We start from the raw sequence: 22,890 nt of genomic DNA, 5'->3' as shown, positions 1-22,890 counted from the left end.
CTCCGCCTTGCATCACCTGGCCATTCTGGCCCGCTCCAGCATTGCCTTGGCCTCCGCCTTGCATCACCTGGCCATTCTGGCCCGCCCCGGCGTTGCCTTGGCCTCCGCCCTGCATCGCCTGGCCATTCTGGCCCGCCCCGGCGTTGCCTTGGACGCCGCCTTGCACCGCCTGGCCATTCTGGCCCGCTCCTGCGTTGCCTTGGCCTCCGCCTTGCATCACCTGGCCATTCTGGCCCGCTCCTGCGTTGCCTTGGCCGCCGCCTTGCATCGCCTGGCCATTCTGGCCCGCCTCGGCATTGCCTTGGCCTCCGCCCTGCATCACCTGGCCATTCTGGCCCGCTCCTGCGTTGCCTTGGCCGCCGCCTTGCATTGCTTCGCCATTCTGTCCCGCTGCTGCTGCATTGTTTTGCCCATTCGCTGCCACGTTGTTTCTGCCTCCTCTGCCCATGCCGCCGCCTCTCATGCCTCCGCCATTGCCGGAGCCGTCGCCAGAAGACTTGACCGTACCGTCCAACTGCCCGGCAACATTGGCAACACGAGTCGAGGTGAATGACAGCAGCTGCTGTACGCCTTGCTCATATTGATCATACGTATAGAACGCCGTTGGATCGGCTTTTACATGGGCTGCGATCAGCTCTGATAGCTGTTTCACCCTCGCTTGGAATACATCATCCTTCAAGTACGTATTCAGCATGTACTCGATGATCTCGTGATAGCGCGTTTTGTACGCTCCCACCTTCAGCAGCTTGTCGACAAGCGGTCGTTCGGACAAAGCGCCGTCCGTCGGCTCGTCAATCATAAGCGACGAATTGCTGCCCAATCCGCCGAAGGCCATATTATAGTCCCATGGCAAAATCGAGAAAATGCCTTCATCCTCATACAAGTAGTAATTTTGCTTATTGCTGCCGATGTAGCTGTCCGTGTTCGTTGTGACTGCATTGAGCGCAATGTAACCAAGCGCATCCTCCACGTTGATGACGCTCTCGTAATCGGTGCCGCTGTTCAGCTCCTTGATCATGTCGATCAGGACATCGTCATTGGATTTCTCCGACTTGCGTGACAATCCAGGATAGTCCGACTCGCTATCGCCTGCATACAACAGGTCGCTGCCGTTGCCCATGATGCCTTTATAGAGCGCCCCGTATGCATTGCCAAAATTCCGCTCCAAATAGGAATCGCCAATTTGCTCGACGGCCAGATAGAAGCCTTTCAATTCACCATTCACATAGACGTTCACGTACGAATATTTAGGCGTAGGAAGCCCCATCGATTCGGCAAGCTCATACGTTAAAAACTCGCGCATATAGGTCGCATCGCTGTAATTGTTGTTTATGTTGATTTTGGTAAGGCCTAACAAGGTCTGATTCGAAATATATTCGTCAAACGACAGCTTAAAGCTGTAACGATCGGAATCCGGCATGCTGACGACCGAGCGCAAGGACAAATTGCCTTTCGTTCGAATGCCTACATTGTCGAGCTTGATGCCATTATACTCAACCGTTGCCGACTTGAATTCCTCCGCCGATGCGTTGTCCAACATGGACTGGAACTCGTCCGGGTCAATCGTAATTTTCACATCGACGACCTTATCCTTTACAAACACGTCATGATCCAACTGCTCGGTATTGGCCGCAGCCGAGGTGCCGCCCGAAACCGCGGAATCCCCGGTGCCCCTAGCCCAGCCGTCAAGCACAATGCCCGCGATAAGCGCGATAATCATGCTTGCGACGAGAATTGGGACGGCGGATTTAGAATTCATTAAGCTACCTTTAGGACACGTAGTCGCCGCTGTAGCTGATCAGGACGGCATTCTTCACGCCGCGGAGCTCCGAAATCGCATTCACGAATCCGCTTTCCTTATCCTTCACGCGCACTTCCAGCGTCAGCTCGATGTTGCCTTGCGTCACTGTTTTTTGTTTCACATTGTAGCGTTTTACATTCACATTCACTTGCTCGATCAGCTGCTGCTCGCTCTCATCGCCATCGCAATTCACGACGAGCAGGTACGGCGTTTCGAACGATGCTTTTTTGATGAAAATGAACAAAACAAGGCCCACGATGACAGAACCAGCAATCGCAAGCGAGAAGAAGCCTGCGCCCGTTACGATACCCGCTGCCGCTGCCCAAAACAAGAAAATAAGGTCGGTCGGGTCTTTAATCGGCGTACGGAACCGGACGATGCTGAGCGCGCCGACCATGCCGAGCGAGAGGACAAGATTCGAGTTGATTGCAATAATAACCATCGATGTAATCAGGGTCATGCCGATCAGCGACACGTTAAAGCTTTTGCTATAAAGCACCCCGCTAAAGATGCGTTTGTACAGTAAGTAAATGAAAAATCCGATCAGAAAAGCGATTGCCATCGTAATCACGATTTTAGATAAGCTGATATCGTTCACAAAGTTTTTGACGACGGAATTTTTAAGAATATCGCTAAATGTATTCGTATCCGTTGCTGCAGCCTGGTTCGTATTCGTTTCCATGCTATTGATCCTCCCACGCATTCATCTTGATATATTTTCGACACATCACGTACTTGGAAGCGGATTGCCGCTGCAACCCCTCGAGCTGGAGCGCATCCCGAATGTGGTACGGAATAAATTCATCGAATTTCACTTCCAAAATCATCATCTGGTCATCGATCGCGCTCACTGTGCTCAATGCCGGATTAAACAGGTCCGTTGCGAACAATCCGGTTTTCAGCTGCTTATCGAACGTGATCCGCACATTGCCATTCCCATTGATATAGGGCTCGCGGACATAATCGACGATGACCTTCGGACGCAGCAGCCGATGCTTCATCTCGTTGTACAGCTCCATCTTCAACGGCTGGCTCGGCACATGCAAACATTCGTAGTTGCCTGCGATAATCGCATCGGTTTCCTCCCGCGTAAGCGATACCTTCACTTTGGCGATGTACTCATCCTGTTTGATTTTTTTCTCAAAATGAATGATCTTATCATCGACGTTATAGATCCGGATACGATACTTGTTCCGATCCCGCAACCCGCCAAGCTTATCGGATAACGCTTTATTGTCCAAATCATCGAAGTACAGGCTGCGAATATGGTATTCACCTGTTGGGCCTGCATGCTTGTCCCGCTCCATGAAGCTTTTCAAACGCTGGCGAATAATAAAGTATTGATGGTAATTCACGTAATATTTCAGCTCGTGACGGAATTTCAAAGATGCGCTAGGGACCGTATCCGCGATAGGCCGCATCTCTTGGGACGGCCGCTCCACAAGTTTGAGGCCATTAAGTGCCGATTGCATGTCGTTCAATTGCTCCATTGCTTTCATTCTGTCACCTCGTTTCGATCGCTTGATGAGGTTCATTATAGGGGCTTATCTTGAAAGTACTCTTACTGCTAGCTGAATAAACGCTGAAAAATTTACACAGTATTAACAATTCATTTGCTTCTATCGTCTCATTAATGAGATAGTAAGTGGACTAGATTGATCCGGATTAGATAAGAAAGGAGCTTTTCTTCCATGTTGGTGAGCAAATATAGCGCTGGTCTCTTCATCATGCTCGTGGCCGCCCTGTTAGTCGGGATCCTCGTCGTCGGCTGTTCTTCGGATAGCGAGAAGCGCATGGCCCCTCATTCGATCGTCCTAACGCTTCATGGAGATGCCTCTACCTCGCGCGCCTTCACGTGGGTCACAGCGCAGCCAGATACGCCTACGATAATCGAAATCGCTGTTACCGATCCTTCGGCCTCATTCGAGCAATCCGCCAAGCTAACGTTCGAGGGACAAACCTCACCCTTAGCCGTAGGCAACCACACCGCCGAGGTGATTGGTATTCATAAAGTCGAAGCAACAGGCTTACAGCCTGCAACTACTTATTCTTATCGTGTAGGTAGCGGACGGGAGGGCGAATGGAGCAGCCTGTTATCGTTCAAAACGGACCCTCCGCCACAAGAGGACACCGCGATGACTTTCATTAATGTGACGGATTCACAAGGGATTACGAGCGCGGATTTTAAAATATGGGGAAAAACATTAAACCAGGCATTCAAGCAGTTTCCGAGGGCTCGATTTATTGTCCATAATGGCGATTTGACCGAAAACCCTGAGGATGAGAGAGCTTGGGAGCAGTGGTTTGAGCAGGCTTCCCCCTCGATCACCCGCGTTCCCATTTTGCCGGTTACCGGCAATCATGATGAAATTACGGATAAAGAAAAAGACAGCTCATGGCCCCTTGCCACTCGCTTCAATCTGCCGAACAATGGGGCTGCCGATGCGCCTGTCGGAACCAACTACTCGCTCGATATTGGAAGCGCGCATATCGCTGTGTTGAACACCGAAGCAGCCATTGATGAACAGTCCGATTGGCTTCGTCAAGACTTAGCTGCCACCCATCAGCCATGGCTGATCGTTGCGCTTCACCGTGGCCCTTATGGCGGCAATACCTATAAAAAGGTTAAGGAATGGGTCGATATCTTCGATACCTACAAAGTAGATCTTGTGCTGCAGGGCCACAATCACGAATATTCTCGCTCCTATCCGCTCCGTAATGGGCAAATTACAGGCAAAGCTGATGCTCCCGTTGCCGACCATGCAGGGACCGTGTACGTCGTAACGAACGCGTCTGGCGCAAAGCTGAATGAGAAGAAAGAGGATCGGTTCTATCACGCCGTTCATTTGCAAAATGGCCAACCGATGTTTGCCGCAATCACGATTCAAAAAGATACGTTGGTATACGAAGCTTATACGGCTGACGGGATGCCAGTGGACCGATTTGCAATTCATCATTAGATTGGCAAGCATATAAAAAAAGAAACCGTTCCTTGGTAAAATGGAGGCTCTAACCAACCATTTATGAAAGGAGCGGTTTCTTTTTATTGTCTAATGCGACTACTTTTAACGGACCGAGCGGCCCTTATTTGACCTCATTCCGGATCTTCTCTGTTCTAACGGACCAAGGAGCCGCTATTTGACCTCAATTAACCCTCCGAGGCGGAAAAATGGCTGAATAACGGCTGTGGAGTCCGTTACATTCATAGCTTTGCGCATTTGGAGGTTATAGCGGCTCTACGGTCCGTTGTAAAAGAACACCATGCTTCGCGCCCAGCCAGCCACAAGTGGCCTTGGGGCCAATCGCTCAGGCTAGTCGAATAAATCGCCCAGCACATCGAGCACGGTTTTCTTTTTCTTATGCGGATAGCCATGACTATTGTGATGTCCATGCTTGCCATACCCGTGCTGACCATAGCCTTGTTGACCATAACCTTGCTGACCGTAGCCTTGCTGACCAAAGCTCTGATGGCCTTGATTATGCTGGGAAGCGCCCTGTTGACCGTAGCCATATTGCCCCTGGGCATGGCTGCCATACCCGCCAGCGTGCTGGCCATAGCTGCCTTGCTGCGATTGTGGCTGTGAGCCATAGCCACCTGTTGAAGGTGACGAATTGTATCCGCCGCTTGATTGCTGCCCGCTTGCATTGTTTTGCTGTTGCGCCCTGTAGCTGCCAGGCGCTGCGCCGCCGCTCTGCGAGCCATAGCTATTATTCGGCTGTTGCTGCGCAGGCGTTCCCGAATAATAGGCATCGACATCGCCTCGCAGCTCCTTCACGCCTTGCATGAGCTTATCGAGCTCACCCCGGTCAAGCCAAACCCCCTTGCAATCGGGGCACACATCGATCAGTACCCCGTCCTTCTCAATCTCTCGCATGCGTACGTCCGCGCATACAGGACATTTCATTCATGCCGCCTCCTTCCGCTATTGACCATTCATGTAACATTTAATGCGTCAGGCTCTCCACGTTCATCCGTCGCCCGCTCCAGCTTATATGTCCGGCTCAGCTTTACGACTCGCTTATTAATCCGTCGAATGACGATGCTCTCTTCATCCCAGGCCACCACAATTCCATATACGTCGTTAGCAGGAATCCCGTCGCGTACAATTCGCACAGATTCGCCGCTGAGCCGAAACTCGTCCATCTGTTGCTCGGTTATCATCATGTTCACTACCCTTCTATGCCGCCTAAACCAAGTGCTATAAGCAGCAAAGACCTCCCATGCTCAGCTTGAGCATTGTCGGAGGTCCCGCGTTGTTTGTTATTATCCGATATTATCGACGTGTTCCTTCGAATCATTCGTTTCATACCACTCGTCCAGCACGCGCGAGGACATCACGCGTTTGGCAATGTAATCCTTCTGATGATCCAGGAATTGTTCACGCCATTCCATGTCTAATTCTTCAGCCAGCTTGACGATTGTTAACAACTCGGACCAAGCGACGTACCTTTTATACCAAAAAAATTGCGGATGCTCTATCATGTATGGATACAGATCATCGAATTCCGTGTGCTTGCAATCCAGCGCACGTTCGAAGTGCGTTTTGGCGTCCGTAAGCTTTTTGATCATAAAATCGTTCGACATATTCCCCATATCCTAGCGCCTCCCCTCGGACTCTACTGTCCATTATAAGCGAAAACATCCAGTCAGGAAAGGGTGAAGCGTTGGAACCTTTTCCTCGATTTACTCGAATGTGATGGAACCATTATCCAGCGAGGAAATTCGCACAAGCGATTCCACGCGGTATCCTTGCTCTCGCAGCGTCCTTGCGCCTGCTTGGAACGATTTTTCAACGACGATGCCAATTCCGGCTAGTTCAGCGCCTGAACGTTCAATAATTTTGACCAAACCTCTTGCAGCATCGCCGTTGGCAATTATATCATCAATAAACAACAGGCGATCCGACTCGCTAAGCAGCTGGCGCGATACGAGCAAATCCGTAACGATCCCCTTCGTAAAAGAAGGTACGCGCTCTACATAGGCATCTGGATCTGCAATAAGCGTTTTCTTGCGTCGAGCGAATACGAGCGGCACGCCCAGCTCTGCTGCCGTTGCGAACGCAACCGGAATGCCGGACGACTCTACGGTGATCACCTTCGTGATGCCCGCCTCCGCGTATAGTCTTGCGAATTCCTTGCCCATCTCCATTGTCAGCACCGGATCAACCTGGTGATTCAATATCGTATCCAGCTTCACTACGTCCGTTGACATAACCGAAGCATCTGCTAATATGCGTTGTTTCAACTTTTCCATCGTATGCTACCTCCACCGCTAAACCTTTTCCGATAACTTACCATATGACGGATAGTACGCGCAACCATTTCAACTCTTTTCCGATTCGAGCGGAACCTTTAAGCGTTTGCACGCGTCAAATCAATATACAGATACCGGAATGGAGGCTGTCTAAGGATGGATCACCCGCAGCAGCAATCAGCGTTCGCGCTCCCTTTTATAAAAACAGCACTAGCAGTCGCTATCGTTACGGCTATGACGGCCGGCTGCTCGCTCCGCTTGGGGCAATCAGAGGATGAACAGGTTGTCGGCAACGATCCCATCTCCTCGAACAGCGCAATTCTCTCCAACAGCGGGCCGAAGCAAGGCCAGTCGGACACGCTCGGCGATTCGCTCAGCGAGCCGAGTATGGATGAAAAAACAGCGGAAGCTACCGGTGCATCAAATGCGAAAGCGAAGACGGCAGAGCCAAAATGGGATAAGGAGCATCCTTCGCTGGCGGGCATAACAATCGGGCAGCAGCAAACGGACGTGAAGGCGACACACGGCGATCCTGTCGATGCTTACGCCCAGGATGACGGCGCGAATCGCATTGATATCATCGAGTATGACGGCTACTCCGTCGGTTTCGGCACTGGCAAGAAGGGCGTTCTGTTCGTCGAAATCCACGCGAAATCCGTCGCTACTGGCCTAAGCGGCCTGCGAGTCGGAGATATGGAGGACAAGGCTGTTAAAGCGCTTGGCAAGCCGGATGCGCAATCCGCCTACCTGATTGCATATCAAGGCAAGCAATCCGTCCTCAAGCTGGATATCGACCCCGAGAAGCACGAAATCGTTTCAATCAAACTATTCATTGAAAGCTAACCTTTAGATGATCTGTCGCGAAACCTGTCATGCCTGTCCCTCCTCGTACATACCTTGTGATAGAAGGCTATGAAACGGAGGACGAAGCAATGTGGAAAAGGGGCGGCATGGTCATGCAAATCGCCTTCACCTATATGGGGACGGTCGTAGGCGCTGGATTTGCAACGGGACAGGAAATTTTGCAATTCTTCACCCGTTTCGGTTATTGGGGATTTCTGACGATCCTTCTCTCTACGGCAATGTTCATCTGGCTCGGCACCAAAATGATGCTGATCAGCGCAGACATCCAAGCCAACTCCTACGAGGATTTGAACAAAACGCTGTTCGGCGAGAAGCTGGGCAGCTGGATCAGCTTTTTTATGATGTTCATTCTGCTGGGCGTCACCGCCGTCATGCTTGCAGGCGCGGGTTCGATTTTTGAAGAGAATTGGAACTTCTCTTATCAGGCAGGGCTGCTCATCACGATAGCAGGCTGCTTTGTGTTGCTACGCAAAGGCATGAATGCCATACTCGCCGTGAACAGCATCGTCGTGCCGATGATGCTGCTATTCACAGGGATTGTGCTCTATGATACGTTCACGACGCCCGAGTCCGACCGATGGCTGACGCTCGTGACCGATCAATCGCCGTTAGCTGCGTGGAGCGCGCCATTCTTATATACCGCTTTCAACTTGTCGATGTCCCAAGCCGTTCTCGTTCCGCTGGGAGCCTCCGTTCGGGATAAAAGCACGATCAAGATCGGCGCGTGGATCGGAGGCATCGGCATCGGATTCATGCTGCTTGCTGGGCACATCGCCTTATCGCTCCATATGCCAGGCATTCAGCAATATGCGATTCCAATGGGCGGCATCGCACGGCAGCTGGGTCATACGGCGCAGTGGATCTATATTTTTCTTATTTTTGCTGAAATTTTCACAACGCTTATTGCCGACATTTACGGGCTTACGCTCCAGATGCGTCAGCGCGTCACATGGTCGCCAACGGTCATCACGATCGGCATCCTTATTCTCTGTTACCTCATGAGCCAGATCGGCTTCGGAACGCTGCTGTCGACCTTGTATCCCCTGTTCGGACTCATCAGCCTAGGATGGCTAGTTCTCATTATTCGGCACCGCAAAGACCCGCATAAGCCGCGAAAATAAACAAAATTGCAAAAAAACGCGTCCGGACGAGCCGCCCTAAGCGGTACACTCCTGACGCGTTCTTTCGTTCTGCTAGGATGGATTCCCCTCTTGCTCGTCAACGGCCCCCTTGCTTGTAGGCAAGACCTCGACGTAAACTTCCTTCAATTGGGACACGACGCGCGTTAATGAGTATACCCGTTTCGCTTTATCCCACGCCGCCCTTGCCAACTCATAGCGATAGCTCGGATCCACGACCGTCTTTTCCATCGCTTCGGCGAGCGCTTCAGGATGCTCAGGCGGTACAAGCAAGCCATTCACTTCATTCTCGATCTGCTCGGAGATCCCGCCAACATTCGTACCGATTAGCGCTAGCAAGCAAAGTGCGGCCTCTGCGAATACTGATCCGAACGATTCGGCGCGTGAAGGCAGTACGAATACGTCAAAGAACGGCATAAATTCTTCTGGATGAAGCATGTAGCCATAAAAAATAATTTCATCATACAAGCCCAAATCGACCGCCAGCTGCTCAAGCTCGGCACGAATCGGGCCATCCCCGATAATATGGAGAACGAACGGATACCCCTTTTGCTTCAGAATCGCACACGCCTTCAGAAGAACGTCCAGCCCCTTCGCGGGCACAAGCCGGCAAACCGTAATGAACTGCGTCACTTGATTTTCGTGGGCGATTGGCTTAAATCGTTTCTCATCAAATCCGTTCGGAATGACGATAACGTTATCAGGCTGCTCCAAATAGGGAGCCATGTATTGGCGAAACGACTCCGACACCGTCAATAACCGGTCGACCTTCGTTTCCAGCTCCCGATAGATCGACGTTAGGAATCGATGCTCCGGGCTGCCTTCTGTAATTCGGTTGTTGAGTATAAGCTCGCGCTCGAAGCTCGAGTGAATCGTCATCATAATCGGCGTATCTGGGAACAGCTGACGCATGACAAGCGCCGCGATTGGATGATGGGCATGAATGAGGTCATAAGAGCGCTTAATTCTCATTTTGGTCCACCAGAGATAGTCCCGGTAGGTTTGAATATATTTATCTACGATCGGGTTGCCTGCGAAAGAAGCAGCATCAAACGTCGCGAATGCGACCTCTTCCTGACCTTTATTGCGAACGCGCTTCGGAAGCGAGAATAGCTCCATCTCCCAGCCCACTCGATTAAACCGTTCTTGTATATACGGAACCATGGAGGACACGCCGCCAGGCTGTTCCGGGGGGAAAAATAAGGCTTGCAATATATGCAAGGCAATCGCCTCCTCTATCCAGTAAGTAAAGCACTGCTCCGACACCATTCGCTACTAGGCGGCTCGGCTTAAACATGATATACTAGAACATATGTTTCTGTAAAGTTTATGTAACTCTATGAAATTGGTGGTATGGCGTACATATGACGATCGTCAATTGGCTCACCGGTCAGACCGGTATTATTCTATCCTCCGCATGCGTCATCATTATCGTGGTGCTCATGCTGTACATGTCAGTCAAGCTTCATCAGAGCTATCGTAAATATAAGGTCTATGGCTGGCTGATTGCCGGCTTGTTGCTTGCAGGCGTTCAGCATGGCATTCAATTGTTTCTAGCAGCGCCTGAAGCGAACGATTCCCCTGCCCTGCATTTATTCGCTTCCATTCTACAAATTGAGTCTTTTATCATTATAAACTTTGTTTTCACGAAATTGTATACCCGTCCATCTGGAAGATTAATCGGACCAGCGTTTATTTCGCTGCTGGCTGCTCCATTCGTTCTTACCGGCATCCAGCTGTATCTGGATCCTGACCTGCTCAAGCCTGCTCTGGACGGCGCAGGCATTCAAGTGCTTACGCTCGATTTCTATGCGGTGCTCATCAATTTCCTTATCCTAATGGATACGCGCGGCATTGCTCTCAATCGCAAGTTTGCCATTAGTCTAGTCGTCTATTTTGTATATCAGCTCGCTCGGGTAGCAGACGGATATGTGTTCCATGGCGCATCGAGCGGCCTCTCGCTAATGACGCAATTCGTTCCGCTCATCTATTTTACGCTGCTGTTCCTCATGTTGTTCGAATGGGTAATTGACCGCATGCTCGATATTCATCAGTCATCGATTACAGACGGTCTGACGACACTGTACAATCGCAAATATTTCAACTCGCGCTGCGAGAAATGGATGCGGGAACGCGGTTCGGTTACGATTATTTTCTGCGATATCGACAACTTCAAGCGGCTCAACGATACGCAAGGCCATCATGCCGCAGATGGCGTGCTAAAGAAGGTTGCCGAGATTATTAAAGAGGAATCCGGTGCCATCGGCGCCGCGGGCCGATATGGCGGCGAAGAGCTGCTGGCGGTCATCCGAGGAGATGCCAAGGTCAAGGCCGAGGATGTTGCCGAGACGATTCGCCGTCGCGTAGAGACCGAGACGATCGTCACGATCAGTGTTGGGGTCAGCACGTCCGTATCCGGCCAGTCCATCCAAGAGGTCATCAAGGAAGCCGACGAGGCGATGTATGTCTCGAAAACGACTGGCAAGAATAAAGTGTCGGTCGTTGCCAAGGCTGGACGTTCCAAGACTCGTCGCTCGTCCAAGGCAGCTAACGCCTAAACACAGAAGAGCCGTCAGGATCACTCCAGGCGGCTATTTATTATTCGACATGCAGCCAAACGACGCGACGCCCTGCTCGTCTAGTGTCTGCGCCTAGCCATCTAGCCTATACAAAAAAGCGAACAGCTATCGTATGACAAGCCGTTCGCTTTTTCTTCAATGATAGCTATACTATCCATGCTTGTGATACGGAATAGGATCAGTATGTCCCGCTTCGCTGAAACCTTTGAGACGAAGAACACAGCTGTCGCATTCTCCGCAAGCTTCTTCCTCGCCATTGTAACAGCTCGTTGTCAGCTCGTAAGGTACGCCCATCCGTACGCCCTCTCGTACGATGTCCGCTTTGCTCAATGCGATTAACGGCGTCTCGATCGAGATTGGTTTGCCTTCCACACCAACCTTCGTTGCGAGCGCCATGACCTCTTCTACCTTCGCGATAAATTCTGGGCGGCAATCCGGATAACCGCTGTAGTCAAGCGCATTCACACCGATGTAAATCGCTTCCGCTCCTACCGCTTCGGCATAGGATGTAGCAATTGCCAAAAACATGAAATTGCGTCCTGGCACATAAGTAACCGGAATTTCGCTCTCAGCCTGTTCGACATCCATCTGTTCAACGCCTGTCCCTTTCGGAACCGCAATTGCCTCATCCGTCAGTGCGCTACCGCCGATATTGCGTAAGAAGTCCAGCTTTATAACTTTGTAACGGTCAATGACCCCATAATGCTCGGCAACCTGGCGGGATTTCTCCAGCTCAATGCGATGCCGTTGGCCGTAGTCAAAGGTAAGAGGAAATAGCTCGTAACCTGCTTCTTTCGCAAAGCCCATACAAGTCGTGCTATCCAATCCGCCGCTTAATATGATCACGGCTTTCTTGTTCTTGTTGTCTGCCATTGCGCTTCAACCTCCCTAGACGCCCCGCTTCGCAGGGTCCCAAATTATTTTGTGCAGCTGCATATTCAATTTAACGCCAGACAAACCCGCTTCAAGCATGCGATCCACCAGCTTGGCCGGCGGCATCGACTCCCATACTGGGCTGAACATCGGCAGCGCCTGCGTCGGATATCGGCGTAACGTTTCCACTGCTGCATCAAAATCCTGATCGGATGCAATAACGAACTTGATTTCATCCTGAGGACGCAAAAGCTCGAAGTTTGCCATTTCCATTTTGTCATTCTCGCCCGAATCAGGCAGCTTGTAATCCATCACATAACGAACATTCGGAAGCGGAACTGACTCCAGAAAAGGAGCTAATCCGATTGCGCCATTCGTTTCTACATGTACATCAACAATGCCGTCGATCTCAGCTAACGCCTTCAACAGCATTGCAGAACGGTCGCCGTACAATAGCGGTTCGCCGCCAGTGAAGCAGATATGCCGAGACCTATACGATTTCACTTTCTCTACGATCTCACGAATGGAAAGCGAATATTCTGATTTGGCTGGCGGGTAGCTATACGTTGTATCGCACCAGACACAGCGTAGGTTGCAGCCGAACAAACGCACAAAAACGGTCGGAAACCCGGCACGTGTGCCTTCGCCTTCGACCGTTTCGAAGATTTCGACCATCGGAAGCTTGCTGTCAAGCGGATCCCGCTCTGCGTGGATGGCGTCGCCCATTTTATTCATCATCCGACGCCTCCATCCATTGCCGGGTCACAGCCGCGAAGCTGGTCGGCGTTTCCCATAGACGGATTTCCTCTACGCGAACATTCGGATACAAACCTTCCTCTACAAGCGCTTCATGTACTTGCTCGTACATCCAAACGACCATATTCTCAGCGGTCGTGTTCATTGGAGGAAGAGCTTCATTCAAATATTTGTGATCTAACGGTTCGATAATTCTTGCTTGCGCAATCCGCTTCATATCAGCGAAGTCTATGCTAATGCCGCGTTCATCCGGCTTGCCGGACATCATGAGCTGCACTTTATACGTATGTCCGTGCATGCTCTGGCATTTCCCTTCATAATGGTGCAAATGATGCGCACTATCGAAAGTAAACTCCTTAGAAAGCAGCACTCTGCGATTATGATAGCGAAGCTCATGAAGCTGAATATGTTCACCGAAAATCTGGACATTTCTTGGAATCTCGTAAGTCATTACAGCACCTCGTTGTTTGCAATACTACTATTATAGCATGGGGGCATTCTCACCTACAATGACCGCCGACTTATAAACGTTATACCAATAATCTTCCAGCAAGTACGGTCACTGCTTGGCCAGTGAGCAAAACCCGATCTGCTTGCGGTTTAACCTTTACATACCCGCCTCTTTGCGAAGCTTGATAAGCATAAATCTCGTCGGTATGCAATCGTTTCGTCCAATATGGTCCCAATGCACAGTGTGCTGAACCAGTAACGGGGTCCTCATCAATGCCGATAGAAGGATAGAACGCTCTTGAAACAACTTGATAAGCAGCATTCGACTTCGCACGGCTTGTTACGATTACGCCTCGACAACCGAGCGTTGCCAACAGCTCAAGGTCAGGTTTTATAAGCCGAACTGTCTCTTCGCTATCCGCCTCAACGAGGATATCCATTCGATTCTGGCCTGTATAACGAGGAATGAAGCCGAGCGCTTCGATTAGCTCCTGCGAAGGCGTTATCGGCGAAACTGGTTCAGCTGGAAAATCCATTCGGATGCCAGCTTGCTCTAAGGATGCCGTTAGCCGCCCGCTACGGGTATCAAATCGCGCTTTACTGTTCGGACTAAGCCGTCCCGTCTCCCATAAAATATGAGCAGCAGCCAACGTGGCATGTCCGCACAGATCTACCTCCGCCTTTGGCGTAAACCACCGCAGCTCATAGGCTGTATCCGCCGATGCATACAAAAACGCCGTTTCTGAAACATTCATCTCCGTCGCTACCTTCTGCATCCATTCACGGTCTCCTGTACCATCCATGATACAGACTGCCGCTGGATTTCCAGTGAACGGCTCCTCTGCAAAAGCATCTACGATCCAGATCGGCACTGAATTACCGTTTCCTGTTCGTTGTACACCCATTTGTCTTTCCCCCTTGGGCATGTCTTATCGCACATTCGCTGTTTTGGCAGCCGCTTGCTTCTGTTCCGTTCGACGATTAATAATAATAATGCCAGCACATACCGCTGTTAATGAAGCAATAACGGCTATGCCAATCGATTCATTCAAAAATAATGCAGATAGCATTACCCCGAACACCGGCGTTAAAAACAAATAAGATGCGGTTGAACCAACCGAGTTGTATTTCATCACATAGTTCCAAACGATAAAGCCTGCTGACGAAATAATGGCCGAATAAAGAAGTAAAATGATAGCTGCAGCTGTCCAGTGAAAAGGCATAAATCCATCCACTGTTCCGCCAATCAATATTAACGCCAAACCGCCGGCAAGCATCTGATAGCCATTGACATAAGCGACAGGATACACGGACACTGCCTTTTTCGACAGTACATTCCCGAAACCCGCGCATAATGCCGCGATAAGCAGCAGCCACTCTCCAATGCCAAACGCTTGATTCCAGCCATGCTGAACGGCTTGAGGCAGCGCCAGAAGCAACAAGCCTGTAATGCCGAGCACAAGCCCAATGATTTTATTGCGAGTGAACCGCTCTGAGGGATCATAGAAATAAGCAAGCACCATGGAGAAGAAAGAGATCATACCTGCTATAACTGAACCAAATACGCCAGAGCTATGCGCTAATCCCGTGTAAAAAAAGACGTACTGCAAGACGGTCTGCACCAGACCAAGCGAGACAATGCACTTCAGCGACCCTTGCCGATAGCGAAGTGGCTCGCGAATAACCAGCATAAATAAAAAAATGAGCAAGCCGGCAAGCGTAAAACGGTAACCAGCGAACAAAAATTGCTCGAACCAGTCCGTTCCGTCGATGCCGAGTTCCTCATAACTCCGCTTAAGTGTCGGATATGCGCTTCCCCAAAGGAGCGTAGCGCCGATCGATCCCGCTGCTATACCAGCAGGATGCGTAAAAAATTGTTTAGCGTTCATCGTGATGCTCCAGACCTTCTTACTTTTATTTATTATTGTCGGCTAACGGGATATGAAGATCAACCGTTACTTCCTCCAGATGCTCATCCAAATAAAAAATTTCAAGGGAGACTGCATTTTCCCGTTTCACAAGGCCATGCTCATTCATCCAGGATGTAAGCTGCTCATAGCCTTCGCCAATTCGTTTGTTTGTGCAAGTGACCACCGCATACTGACGCTCCGGGATTGTGAATTGAACCATGCCTGGCGGAACCGTTTTGAGATGGTTCACCTCATAGCATGCCCAATAGGTTGCGAACACCTCATTGCCAAAATAGGGGCTGTACAACGCAGATGAAAGTGCCGCTCCGTTCAGTTCATGCCTTCTGGCGAGAAATTCACCCTGAAGACGAATCGCTTCATCGGGAAACGTCGAATACGGACCGCAATAGCTCATGCCGACCAGATGGATCGCACGCTTCGTAATGATTGCGCAGTTATCCAAGGCGTACTCCTCCTTGCGTTCTGAAATGGCGATTACCGGCGGGCGGGAACTTAAGAGCCGTGCCCCTAGTGTAACACGATTCGTTTGAACAAGGGTACACGATTGTTTCGACATTAGGCTGTTTACCTCAAATTAACAATCGGACCGCCTATCCATTATTACCGCTGAAGCAGCCACGTTAGTAAGCCCCATCTAACGTCAAGTCATACTTTATTCTTCTTGCCGCCTGTTTATGCCAAGCCTTCTTCGCCTATTCAAATTCCGCCAAATTCGCTTAAAGGCCAGATTCGCAATACAACTCGCCCTTCAATGTCCGCATAAGGGACCGCACCAAACGCTCTGCTATCCTCGCTATGTTCCCGATTATCGCCCATAACGAATACATGATTTGCAGGTATCGTATACGGTACTTTCTGTTGATCCGGCAAGGTGCTACCTTTTATGTATGCCTCTTCAAGTTTGACCCCATTAATGAACACATAACCATCGCGGAAATCAATCGTTTCTCCTGGTAAACCGATTACCCGTTTTACAAGATTACGATCTTCCCTAGTGTCGTCAATAATAACAATATCTCCCCGTTTAGGCACGCTCATATGATAGGTGATCTTATCTTCAAATAGCCGTTGCCCAGCCACGAGCGTATTTTGCATCGATATATTGAACACTTTTACTTGAGCAAACGCATAATTTTGAATGAAAAAGGATAATACGACGGCGAGAATAATCGCAGTCGACCAATCCCTTACTTCCTTCAGCAATCTTGATTTTTTGCGATTGCTTTTATGCCTCGGTTCCAGTTCCACTACGATTCGCTCCTCTTTGGATATAATCGGATTTCAATATCGACATCACGATGACATCGTGATACTCACCTTTGTAATAATGACGCTGGCGTTTGCGGCCCTCTTCTTGAAACCCGCATTTGAGATAACAGTGTATCGCGGGCGAGTTGTATGCAAGCACCTCTAGTTCCAATCGGTTAAGCTGGAGCCGCTCAAAAACAAACTGCTGCAAGAGCTGCATCGCCTCGGTTCCGTAACCTAAGCCCTGCAGCAACTTGTTGCCAATTACGATGCCTAGCTCCGCTGACCGGTTTTTCCAATCAATGCGATGAAGATCAATTTGACCGATATATTCCAACGTTTCGCGAAGAGAGATTACAAACCCCCTTGCATCCACGCTTCCTTCTAGCATCGCATTTAGAAACTGTTCGGTTTTATTCATTGTCTGTGGGAATAGAAAAACGTCGGAGAGCATATCCACAATTTCCGGGTCGTTTACCCATTGCCTCATATATAATAAATCTTCTTTCCGATATTCCCGCAGCACGACTCGATTTCCTATCAGATTGGGCAAGCGACAAAACCTCCTATTCTTCTGACAACTCTTTACCATGCTCCATCATACGGTAATGCTTTCGCCACATCGCTGGCCTAATAAATCGACCATAGCTGAATATCCCCACCGATAGAAACCCAAACGCAACATATATGGAACCAGTCAAACCAAGCGCAAGGCCCGACAAGCGAGACACCATCACCGTCTGCAACAAAAACATCGGCACCATTAACCATATGGTTGCAAGCCAAGCTGTTTCATCCTGCTTCTGTCTGCGAAGCGGCGAACGGACAACAGGCCACCATAACAGCGCTGCCCCTCCTACTGTCATTGTCAGCCAGCATAATCGAACGATGCTACCCTCCCATGCATTTGCAGGCAGCCAGCACAGCCAAACAGTTAAAGAAGTGCATACAACTGTGAGCACACCAAGCGCAAAACTGTGTTGACGCGCGTTTAGATGGTACAGTGTCAGGCTCATCCCCAGGATGAACAAAGAGAGCAGCATGAGCACCGCGTTCGCTGCGACGTACATCCAGCTATACTCGGTCGTTATGCTGCTTTCTCCAGGAAGTATGTATGTATGAAATAAATCGAATAATGACGCGCTTACTAAGTAAGAAGAAGCCCACCAATTGGACGACGCATGGCGATCTGCTCGAACTAGCAGCACCGCAATCAATAAACGGGCAAGTACGTATATAAGCAGAAACCGGCTCCTCCTTCATACGGGCAGTCTTCAGACTGCGAGCTTTGCTCGCTCCGTCAGCCAATCAACTTGATGAAGCAATTCTGAAAGCTGCTCCATCGAATAGGATGTAACGCCTAACATCCTCAATGCTTCTTTCATCGTCTGCGGCAGCGTTTCGACATGCTCACCGAATTGATGGATATCTTCCACAGAAGCGATATAACACATCATCGCCTCATACCGCAGTACCCATTTAGCATAATCCAACTCGCCTATTCCAATATAACGCTCAATTTTTCGTGCGATTAGCTGGTCAGCACCAGCATATAACGTCGTCAAGCCAGGCTTTATTTCTTGCAAGTATCGACGATAGGAAGCCAAAGCATGCAATTGGTGCTCCACCGAAGCCTCCAACGGCTGTGCGCAAATCGACTGAAACGCTGCATACATTGTCGGTTCTGCATGGCGAATACGCGGGAAAAGCCCTCCTGTAGAGCAGCATTCATCCTTCATCCAAGCAAAGCTTGTAGCAGCAGCATGCCAAGCCACCTGTATCGCCACAAAAGCTCCTAGAAGATTATCTTCGCGGATACAACGGTCTAACCTATTCAAGTAACACTGAACTTCTTCTGTCGCTTGTAGCAGCATTTGTCTGCGGCCATCCCCACTGCGGAAATAGCGAATCGCCGCAGGCTTAAGCTTTTCTAGCAAGCCATAAGGATCGTATACCGTACGGGACTCAATGAGAAAACGATGTGCCCACGGCTCGCTCCGCAGCGCTTGACTGCCTGGCCATGCATGGAAATGCAGTTGAATCGATATTCCCTCGTATGGCACATGCAAACTAACCGTTTTGTTCGACTGAGAAGTCACATAGATGTTCAGGTCCAAGTCGCTATACTGATCTTCTTCACCACGTCCAACAGATCCTCCAGCATACGCACACACCCAGTTATTTTGCTTATGCTGCATAACATATTGCTGAGCGACCTTCATTAATCGATCCGTGTGGTTCATCCCCACTTCGCTCCTCTTGCATTCCGATTTGTATACAACCCCTGCACCGGGTAAATATACCTATTAGCTATAGTCTAACTGATCGGAAGAGCAGAACCATTAAAGTTTTGCTAAAGAAAATATCCTATTTTTTCAAGGTGCCGTTCCAGCAGATGCCACATAGTAGCCCCACGCCCCATGCTTGACGTACAGATACGATAGTTCGGCACGCGTGGCATAATACAAATCTCCAAACATTGGATCATTCTTAATTGTACCCTCGGCTACTTTCGTTCGCATCGCGTCTATTGGATCGTGAAGGAACAACTTCTTGCGTACTGCCCATTCCGGCGTAGGAGAAGGCATAATGAGAAGGATCACAAACAACGCAAGTCCAGCAAAATACAATTTTCTCCGTATACTTATTGCCATCGCCTCCAAGCGCACGTCAGATCTGTCTACAATGCCTGTTTCATAGTTCCTGAGAACGTTAACCAGGCTTCTAACGATGCTACCGATTGCACAATGATACTCGGACTGCAGGCCTTCAACTCTTCTTCCGAGCCGTATCCATAACTAACTCCTACCGATGCTATACCGTTATTCGCTGCACCGATAAGATCATGTTTACGATCCCCAATCATAACTGTATCCTCTTTCGCAATGCAATGGCTTGTCAACACATGACGAATAATCTCCGTTTTATCCGTGCGACGCCCATCCAAGAAACTACCCGTCACCGATTCGAAATATGCTGCGATACCAAAATGCGATAAGATTCGCTGAGCGAATTCCGTTGGTTTAGAAGTAGCAACATGCAGCACTGCTTCCGATCGTTTCAACGTTTCTAATAGCTCTTGCATACCTTCATAAAGCTCATTCTCATAAATACCAGTCTCTGCAAAATACTCCCGATAAAGCCGTATCGCTTCTGTCGACTGGCTCTCAGACATCCCATATCGCTCAGCAAATGAAAGCTGCAATGGCGGACCGATGAATGAATATAGTTGCTCTCGGTCTTCTTCTATTCCTAACTTCTGAAGCGCATACTGAACCGACTTCGTAATCCCTACCCCGGGATCGGTCAACGTACCATCCAAATCAAACAAAACATGCTTATATCTCACTTTTCTGACTCACCCTTCCTTATTAACGATTTGTCCTCTCGAATAGTTGCGATTAACAGGTCTAACCGTTCAATAATTCGTTCATCATTTTGCAGTTGGCGTTTCAGCTTGCCATCGAGCATAGAAAGCATCAGCACAAGTAGTACAAAAGCAATAATAAAAATAATCATTAGTTTCATTCCTTTCTCTTATCCAACCGATGCCTAAATCAGTTCCCTAATAATACCACCTATTCCAAAACAACGTCTACACAGCTTTCAATAAAAAACCACTGATTAGCATCTCGCGAAAGCGAAATCCTAAACAGTGGTTCATTAAAATCTTTGAATTACAAAGCCATAATGTGATAACCCGAGTCTACATGAAGAACGTCACCAGTAATCCCGCGAGATAGATTACTGAGCAAGAACATCGTAGCGTCTCCTACTTCTTCTTGATCAACATTTCTGCGCAATGGTGCTTTTTCTTCGATCGTTGACATGATATCGTTAAAACCGGAAACTCCTTTGGCTGCAAGTGTCCGGATCGGACCAGCAGAAATTGCATTGACCCGAATACCATACTTGCCGAGATCTTCAGCCAAATATTTTACGCTTGCTTCAAGCGCCGCTTTGGCGACACCCATTACATTGTAGTTGCGAACAACACGTTCTGCACCGATATACGATTGCGTTACGATGCTGCCGCCCTCAGTCATAAGCTTCTTCGCTTCGCGCGCTACTGCAACGAGCGAGTATGCGCTGGAATTTTGCGCCATAATGTAACCTTCCCGGCTTGTATCCGCATATTCACCCTGTAGCTCATCCTTCTCAGCAAATGCAACAGAATGTACTAAGCCATGAATCGTGCCCACTTCCGCACCAATCTGTTCGAAAGCCGCAATAATACTAGCATCGTCCAACACATCGCAAGAAACCGTCTTCGCAGTTATATCATGATCAGCTAACAGTTTAATGAGCTTATCGCGGGAACGTTCTTTCCGATAAGTGAAAATAAGCTGTGCGCCATGCTCATTAAGCGATTTGGCAATCCCCCATGCAATACTTCTTTCATTCGCTACACCCATAATGACAATCGTTCGGTTGTTAAGTAAGCTTGTCACTTTCATTCCTCCTGTACGTACATCACACATTAATTTATATGTTCAATCACAACTACACTAATCATACAGTATACCTTCTTTTTCTTCCAAACGGCTCTTTCAATCAACTTTTTCACCAGTATACTGGATCCCCACTAACAGCTATGTATTCCCCTACCCAATAATAAGCAGTGGAGTTTCGACTTACCATACAAAAAAACTCCCGCATAACATGCCGGGAGTCTCGAATTTAAAAGTGGTGCCGGCGATAGGAGTCGAACCCACGACCTACTGATTACAAGTCAGTTGCTCTACCAACTGAGCTACACCGGCACATTGAAGGTTACACCTTCAAAACTGGATGCGAATACTGAATCCTTAGCTTAGTCTTGCTCACGAAGTTTGCTTCTCATACAAGAAGCAAAGCGTATGCTCACGAAGTTGCGATTTTGGCATTCGCCAAAACGCTTAGGATAAGCCCTCGACCTATTAGTACTCGTCAGCTCCACGCATTGCTACGCTTCCACCTCGAGCCTATCAACCTGGTCGTCTTCCAGGGGTCTTACATACTGGGAAATCTCATCTTGAGGGGGGCTTCGCGCTTAGATGCTTTCAGCGCTTATCCCGTCCGCACTTGGCTACCCAGCGATGCTCCTGGCGGAACAACTGGTACACCAGCGGTGCGTCCATCCCGGTCCTCTCGTACTAAGGACAGCTCCTCTCAAATTTCCTACGCCCACGACAGATAGGGACCGAACTGTCTCACGACGTTCTGAACCCAGCTCGCGTACCGCTTTAATGGGCGAACAGCCCAACCCTTGGGACCTACTTCAGCCCCAGGATGCGATGAGCCGACATCGAGGTGCCAAACCTCCCCGTCGATGTGGACTCTTGGGGGAGATAAGCCTGTTATCCCCAGGGTAGCTTTTATCCGTTGAGCGATGGCCCTTCCATTCGGTACCACCGGATCACTAAGCCCGACTTTCGTCCCTGCTCGACTTGTTGGTCTCGCAGTCAAGCTCCCTTATGCCTTTGCACTCTCCGAATGATTTCCAACCATTCTGAGGGAACCTTTGGGCGCCTCCGTTACATTTTAGGAGGCGACCGCCCCAGTCAAACTGCCCACCTGACACGGTCCCCCTACCGGCTTCACGGTAGTGGGTTAGAACTCCGATACGATCAGGGTGGTATCCCAACGGCGCCTCCACCCAAGCTGGCGCTCAGGCTTCCTAGGCTCCCACCTATCCTGTACAGATCGTACCAAAGTCCAATATCAAGCTGCAGTAAAGCTCCATGGGGTCTTTCCGTCTTGTCGCGGGTAACCTGCATCTTCACAGGTATTAAAATTTCACCGGATCTCTCGTTGAGACAGCGCCCAAGTCGTTACGCCATTCGTGCGGGTCAGAATTTACCTGACAAGGAATTTCGCTACCTTAGGACCGTTATAGTTACGGCCGCCGTTTACTGGGGCTTCGGTTCATAGCTTCGCCTTGCGGCTAACCACTCCCCTTAACCTTCCAGCACCGGGCAGGCGTCAGCCCGTATACTTCGCCTTACGGCTTCGC

Annotated in this window: 25 protein-coding genes, 1 tRNA gene, 1 rRNA gene and 1 pseudogene (1 of these 28 cut by a window edge); 4 read left to right on the top strand and 24 right to left on the bottom strand. The window is 49.6% G+C overall.

Annotated elements, in window-relative coordinates; translation table 11 throughout:
- The 3 genes from PAECUDRAFT_RS23665 to PAECUDRAFT_RS23655 form a co-directional block, all read right to left on the bottom strand.
- The coding region (locus tag PAECUDRAFT_RS23665) for a CotH kinase family protein (RefSeq protein ID WP_006040703.1) at positions 1 to 1,759 on the bottom strand (1,759 nt) is incomplete at its 3' end.
- Positions 1,760 to 1,769: 10 nt separating this feature from the next.
- Complete coding sequence (locus tag PAECUDRAFT_RS23660) at positions 1,770 to 2,483, bottom strand: DUF4956 domain-containing protein (protein ID WP_006040702.1); 714 nt, start codon at positions 2,481 to 2,483, stop codon at positions 1,770 to 1,772.
- 1 nt (position 2,484) lies between these two features.
- Entirely contained in the window at positions 2,485 to 3,222 is a 738-nt protein-coding gene (locus PAECUDRAFT_RS23655) for a polyphosphate polymerase domain-containing protein (RefSeq protein WP_144266653.1), read from the bottom strand.
- A gap of 270 nt (positions 3,223 to 3,492) precedes the next feature.
- On the opposite strand from PAECUDRAFT_RS23655, the gene PAECUDRAFT_RS23650 reads away from it, so the two are divergent.
- Entirely contained in the window at positions 3,493 to 4,761 is a 1,269-nt protein-coding gene (locus tag PAECUDRAFT_RS23650) for a purple acid phosphatase family protein (protein WP_006040700.1), read from the top strand.
- An 800-nt stretch (positions 4,762 to 5,561) separates the two neighbouring features.
- Here the strand turns inward: PAECUDRAFT_RS23650 and PAECUDRAFT_RS25440 are convergent.
- The 4 genes and pseudogenes from PAECUDRAFT_RS25440 to PAECUDRAFT_RS23630 form a co-directional block, all read right to left on the bottom strand.
- Positions 5,562 to 5,706: pseudogene (locus tag PAECUDRAFT_RS25440) on the bottom strand (TFIIB-type zinc ribbon-containing protein); the annotation flags it as partial.
- Positions 5,707 to 5,735: 29 nt separating this feature from the next.
- Positions 5,736 to 5,963 carry a hypothetical protein gene (locus PAECUDRAFT_RS23640; protein WP_040714165.1) on the bottom strand — a complete coding sequence of 76 codons (228 nt, stop codon included), beginning with the start codon at positions 5,961 to 5,963 and terminating at the stop codon, positions 5,736 to 5,738.
- 102 nt (positions 5,964 to 6,065) lie between these two features.
- Positions 6,066 to 6,395, bottom strand: a complete 330-nt coding sequence (locus PAECUDRAFT_RS23635) for a hypothetical protein (RefSeq protein ID WP_006040697.1) — start codon at positions 6,393 to 6,395, stop codon at positions 6,066 to 6,068.
- Between the two features lie 90 nt (positions 6,396 to 6,485).
- Entirely contained in the window at positions 6,486 to 7,055 is a 570-nt protein-coding gene (locus PAECUDRAFT_RS23630) for a xanthine phosphoribosyltransferase (protein WP_006040696.1), read from the bottom strand.
- Between the two features lie 156 nt (positions 7,056 to 7,211).
- Between PAECUDRAFT_RS23630 and PAECUDRAFT_RS23625 the strand changes: the two genes are divergently transcribed.
- Positions 7,212 to 7,898 carry a hypothetical protein gene (locus PAECUDRAFT_RS23625; protein ID WP_006040695.1) on the top strand — a complete coding sequence of 229 codons (687 nt, stop codon included), beginning with the start codon at positions 7,212 to 7,214 and terminating at the stop codon, positions 7,896 to 7,898.
- Positions 7,899 to 7,987: 89 nt separating this feature from the next.
- Positions 7,988 to 9,040, top strand: coding sequence for a YkvI family membrane protein (locus tag PAECUDRAFT_RS23620; protein WP_006040694.1), 1,053 nt, complete (start codon positions 7,988 to 7,990; stop codon positions 9,038 to 9,040).
- Between the two features lie 72 nt (positions 9,041 to 9,112).
- On the opposite strand, the gene PAECUDRAFT_RS23615 is transcribed toward PAECUDRAFT_RS23620, so the two are convergent.
- Positions 9,113 to 10,279 (bottom strand): glycosyltransferase family 4 protein, encoded by a 1,167-nt coding sequence (locus PAECUDRAFT_RS23615; protein WP_040714136.1) that lies wholly within the window; start codon positions 10,277 to 10,279, stop codon positions 9,113 to 9,115.
- Between the two features lie 143 nt (positions 10,280 to 10,422).
- Here PAECUDRAFT_RS23615 and PAECUDRAFT_RS25050 point away from each other — a divergent pair, with 143 nt between their 5' ends.
- On the top strand, positions 10,423 to 11,616 hold the full coding sequence (locus tag PAECUDRAFT_RS25050; protein ID WP_006040692.1) for a GGDEF domain-containing protein: 1,194 nt from the start codon (positions 10,423 to 10,425) through the stop codon (positions 11,614 to 11,616).
- 171 nt (positions 11,617 to 11,787) lie between these two features.
- Here PAECUDRAFT_RS25050 and queC read toward each other — a convergent pair whose 3' ends face one another.
- The 16 genes from queC to PAECUDRAFT_RS23530 form a co-directional block, all read right to left on the bottom strand.
- On the bottom strand, positions 11,788 to 12,510 hold the full coding sequence (gene queC, locus PAECUDRAFT_RS23605) for a 7-cyano-7-deazaguanine synthase QueC (protein WP_006040691.1): 723 nt from the start codon (positions 12,508 to 12,510) through the stop codon (positions 11,788 to 11,790).
- Positions 12,511 to 12,525: 15 nt separating this feature from the next.
- On the bottom strand, positions 12,526 to 13,248 hold the full coding sequence (locus tag PAECUDRAFT_RS23600) for a 7-carboxy-7-deazaguanine synthase QueE (protein ID WP_006040690.1): 723 nt from the start codon (positions 13,246 to 13,248) through the stop codon (positions 12,526 to 12,528).
- Positions 13,238 to 13,717, bottom strand: a complete 480-nt coding sequence (gene queD, locus PAECUDRAFT_RS23595) for a 6-carboxytetrahydropterin synthase QueD (RefSeq protein ID WP_006040689.1) — start codon at positions 13,715 to 13,717, stop codon at positions 13,238 to 13,240. Before queD ends, PAECUDRAFT_RS23600 begins: the two co-directional genes overlap by 11 nt.
- Positions 13,718 to 13,796: 79 nt before the next feature.
- Entirely contained in the window at positions 13,797 to 14,621 is an 825-nt protein-coding gene (locus tag PAECUDRAFT_RS23590; protein WP_006040688.1) for a PhzF family phenazine biosynthesis protein, read from the bottom strand.
- Between the two features lie 24 nt (positions 14,622 to 14,645).
- A complete protein-coding gene (locus PAECUDRAFT_RS23585) occupies positions 14,646 to 15,605 on the bottom strand; it encodes a DMT family transporter (protein ID WP_006040687.1) in 960 nt (319 codons plus the stop codon).
- 25 nt (positions 15,606 to 15,630) lie between these two features.
- On the bottom strand, positions 15,631 to 16,089 hold the full coding sequence (locus PAECUDRAFT_RS23580) for a GyrI-like domain-containing protein (RefSeq protein WP_040714131.1): 459 nt from the start codon (positions 16,087 to 16,089) through the stop codon (positions 15,631 to 15,633).
- A gap of 254 nt (positions 16,090 to 16,343) precedes the next feature.
- Positions 16,344 to 16,895: a signal peptidase I gene (gene lepB / locus PAECUDRAFT_RS23575; RefSeq protein ID WP_006040685.1), complete on the bottom strand. Its 552-nt coding sequence runs from the start codon at positions 16,893 to 16,895 to the stop codon at positions 16,344 to 16,346.
- Positions 16,873 to 17,448 carry a GNAT family N-acetyltransferase gene (locus PAECUDRAFT_RS23570; RefSeq protein WP_006040684.1) on the bottom strand — a complete coding sequence of 192 codons (576 nt, stop codon included), beginning with the start codon at positions 17,446 to 17,448 and terminating at the stop codon, positions 16,873 to 16,875. Before PAECUDRAFT_RS23570 ends, lepB begins: the two co-directional genes overlap by 23 nt.
- A gap of 13 nt (positions 17,449 to 17,461) precedes the next feature.
- On the bottom strand, positions 17,462 to 17,761 hold the full coding sequence (locus PAECUDRAFT_RS25815) for a hypothetical protein (RefSeq protein ID WP_144266650.1): 300 nt from the start codon (positions 17,759 to 17,761) through the stop codon (positions 17,462 to 17,464).
- Between the two features lie 408 nt (positions 17,762 to 18,169).
- A complete protein-coding gene (locus PAECUDRAFT_RS23560; protein ID WP_006040682.1) occupies positions 18,170 to 19,138 on the bottom strand; it encodes a hypothetical protein in 969 nt (322 codons plus the stop codon).
- Positions 19,139 to 19,270: 132 nt separating this feature from the next.
- On the bottom strand, positions 19,271 to 19,549 hold the full coding sequence (locus PAECUDRAFT_RS23555; protein WP_040714129.1) for a hypothetical protein: 279 nt from the start codon (positions 19,547 to 19,549) through the stop codon (positions 19,271 to 19,273).
- A 26-nt stretch (positions 19,550 to 19,575) separates the two neighbouring features.
- Positions 19,576 to 20,244: an HAD family hydrolase gene (locus tag PAECUDRAFT_RS23550; RefSeq protein WP_006040680.1), complete on the bottom strand. Its 669-nt coding sequence runs from the start codon at positions 20,242 to 20,244 to the stop codon at positions 19,576 to 19,578.
- A complete protein-coding gene (locus tag PAECUDRAFT_RS26015) occupies positions 20,241 to 20,414 on the bottom strand; it encodes a hypothetical protein (RefSeq protein WP_006040679.1) in 174 nt (57 codons plus the stop codon). The genes PAECUDRAFT_RS23550 and PAECUDRAFT_RS26015 overlap by 4 nt, the downstream gene beginning before the upstream one ends.
- 158 nt (positions 20,415 to 20,572) lie before the next feature.
- Positions 20,573 to 21,346, bottom strand: a complete 774-nt coding sequence (gene fabI, locus PAECUDRAFT_RS23540) for an enoyl-ACP reductase FabI (protein ID WP_006040678.1) — start codon at positions 21,344 to 21,346, stop codon at positions 20,573 to 20,575.
- A 236-nt stretch (positions 21,347 to 21,582) separates the two neighbouring features.
- Positions 21,583 to 21,658: transfer RNA gene (locus tag PAECUDRAFT_RS23535), tRNA-Thr, on the bottom strand.
- 136 nt (positions 21,659 to 21,794) lie between these two features.
- Positions 21,795 to 22,890, bottom strand: a 23S ribosomal RNA gene (locus tag PAECUDRAFT_RS23530); it runs 1,835 nt beyond the window's last position.

It is taken from the genome of Paenibacillus curdlanolyticus YK9, assembly GCF_000179615.1.
Taxonomy (GTDB): domain Bacteria; phylum Bacillota; class Bacilli; order Paenibacillales; family Paenibacillaceae; genus Paenibacillus_T; species Paenibacillus_T curdlanolyticus.
The sequence above is the reverse complement of the archived record's forward strand: the minus strand, read 5'-3'. Positions and strand labels throughout refer to the sequence as shown.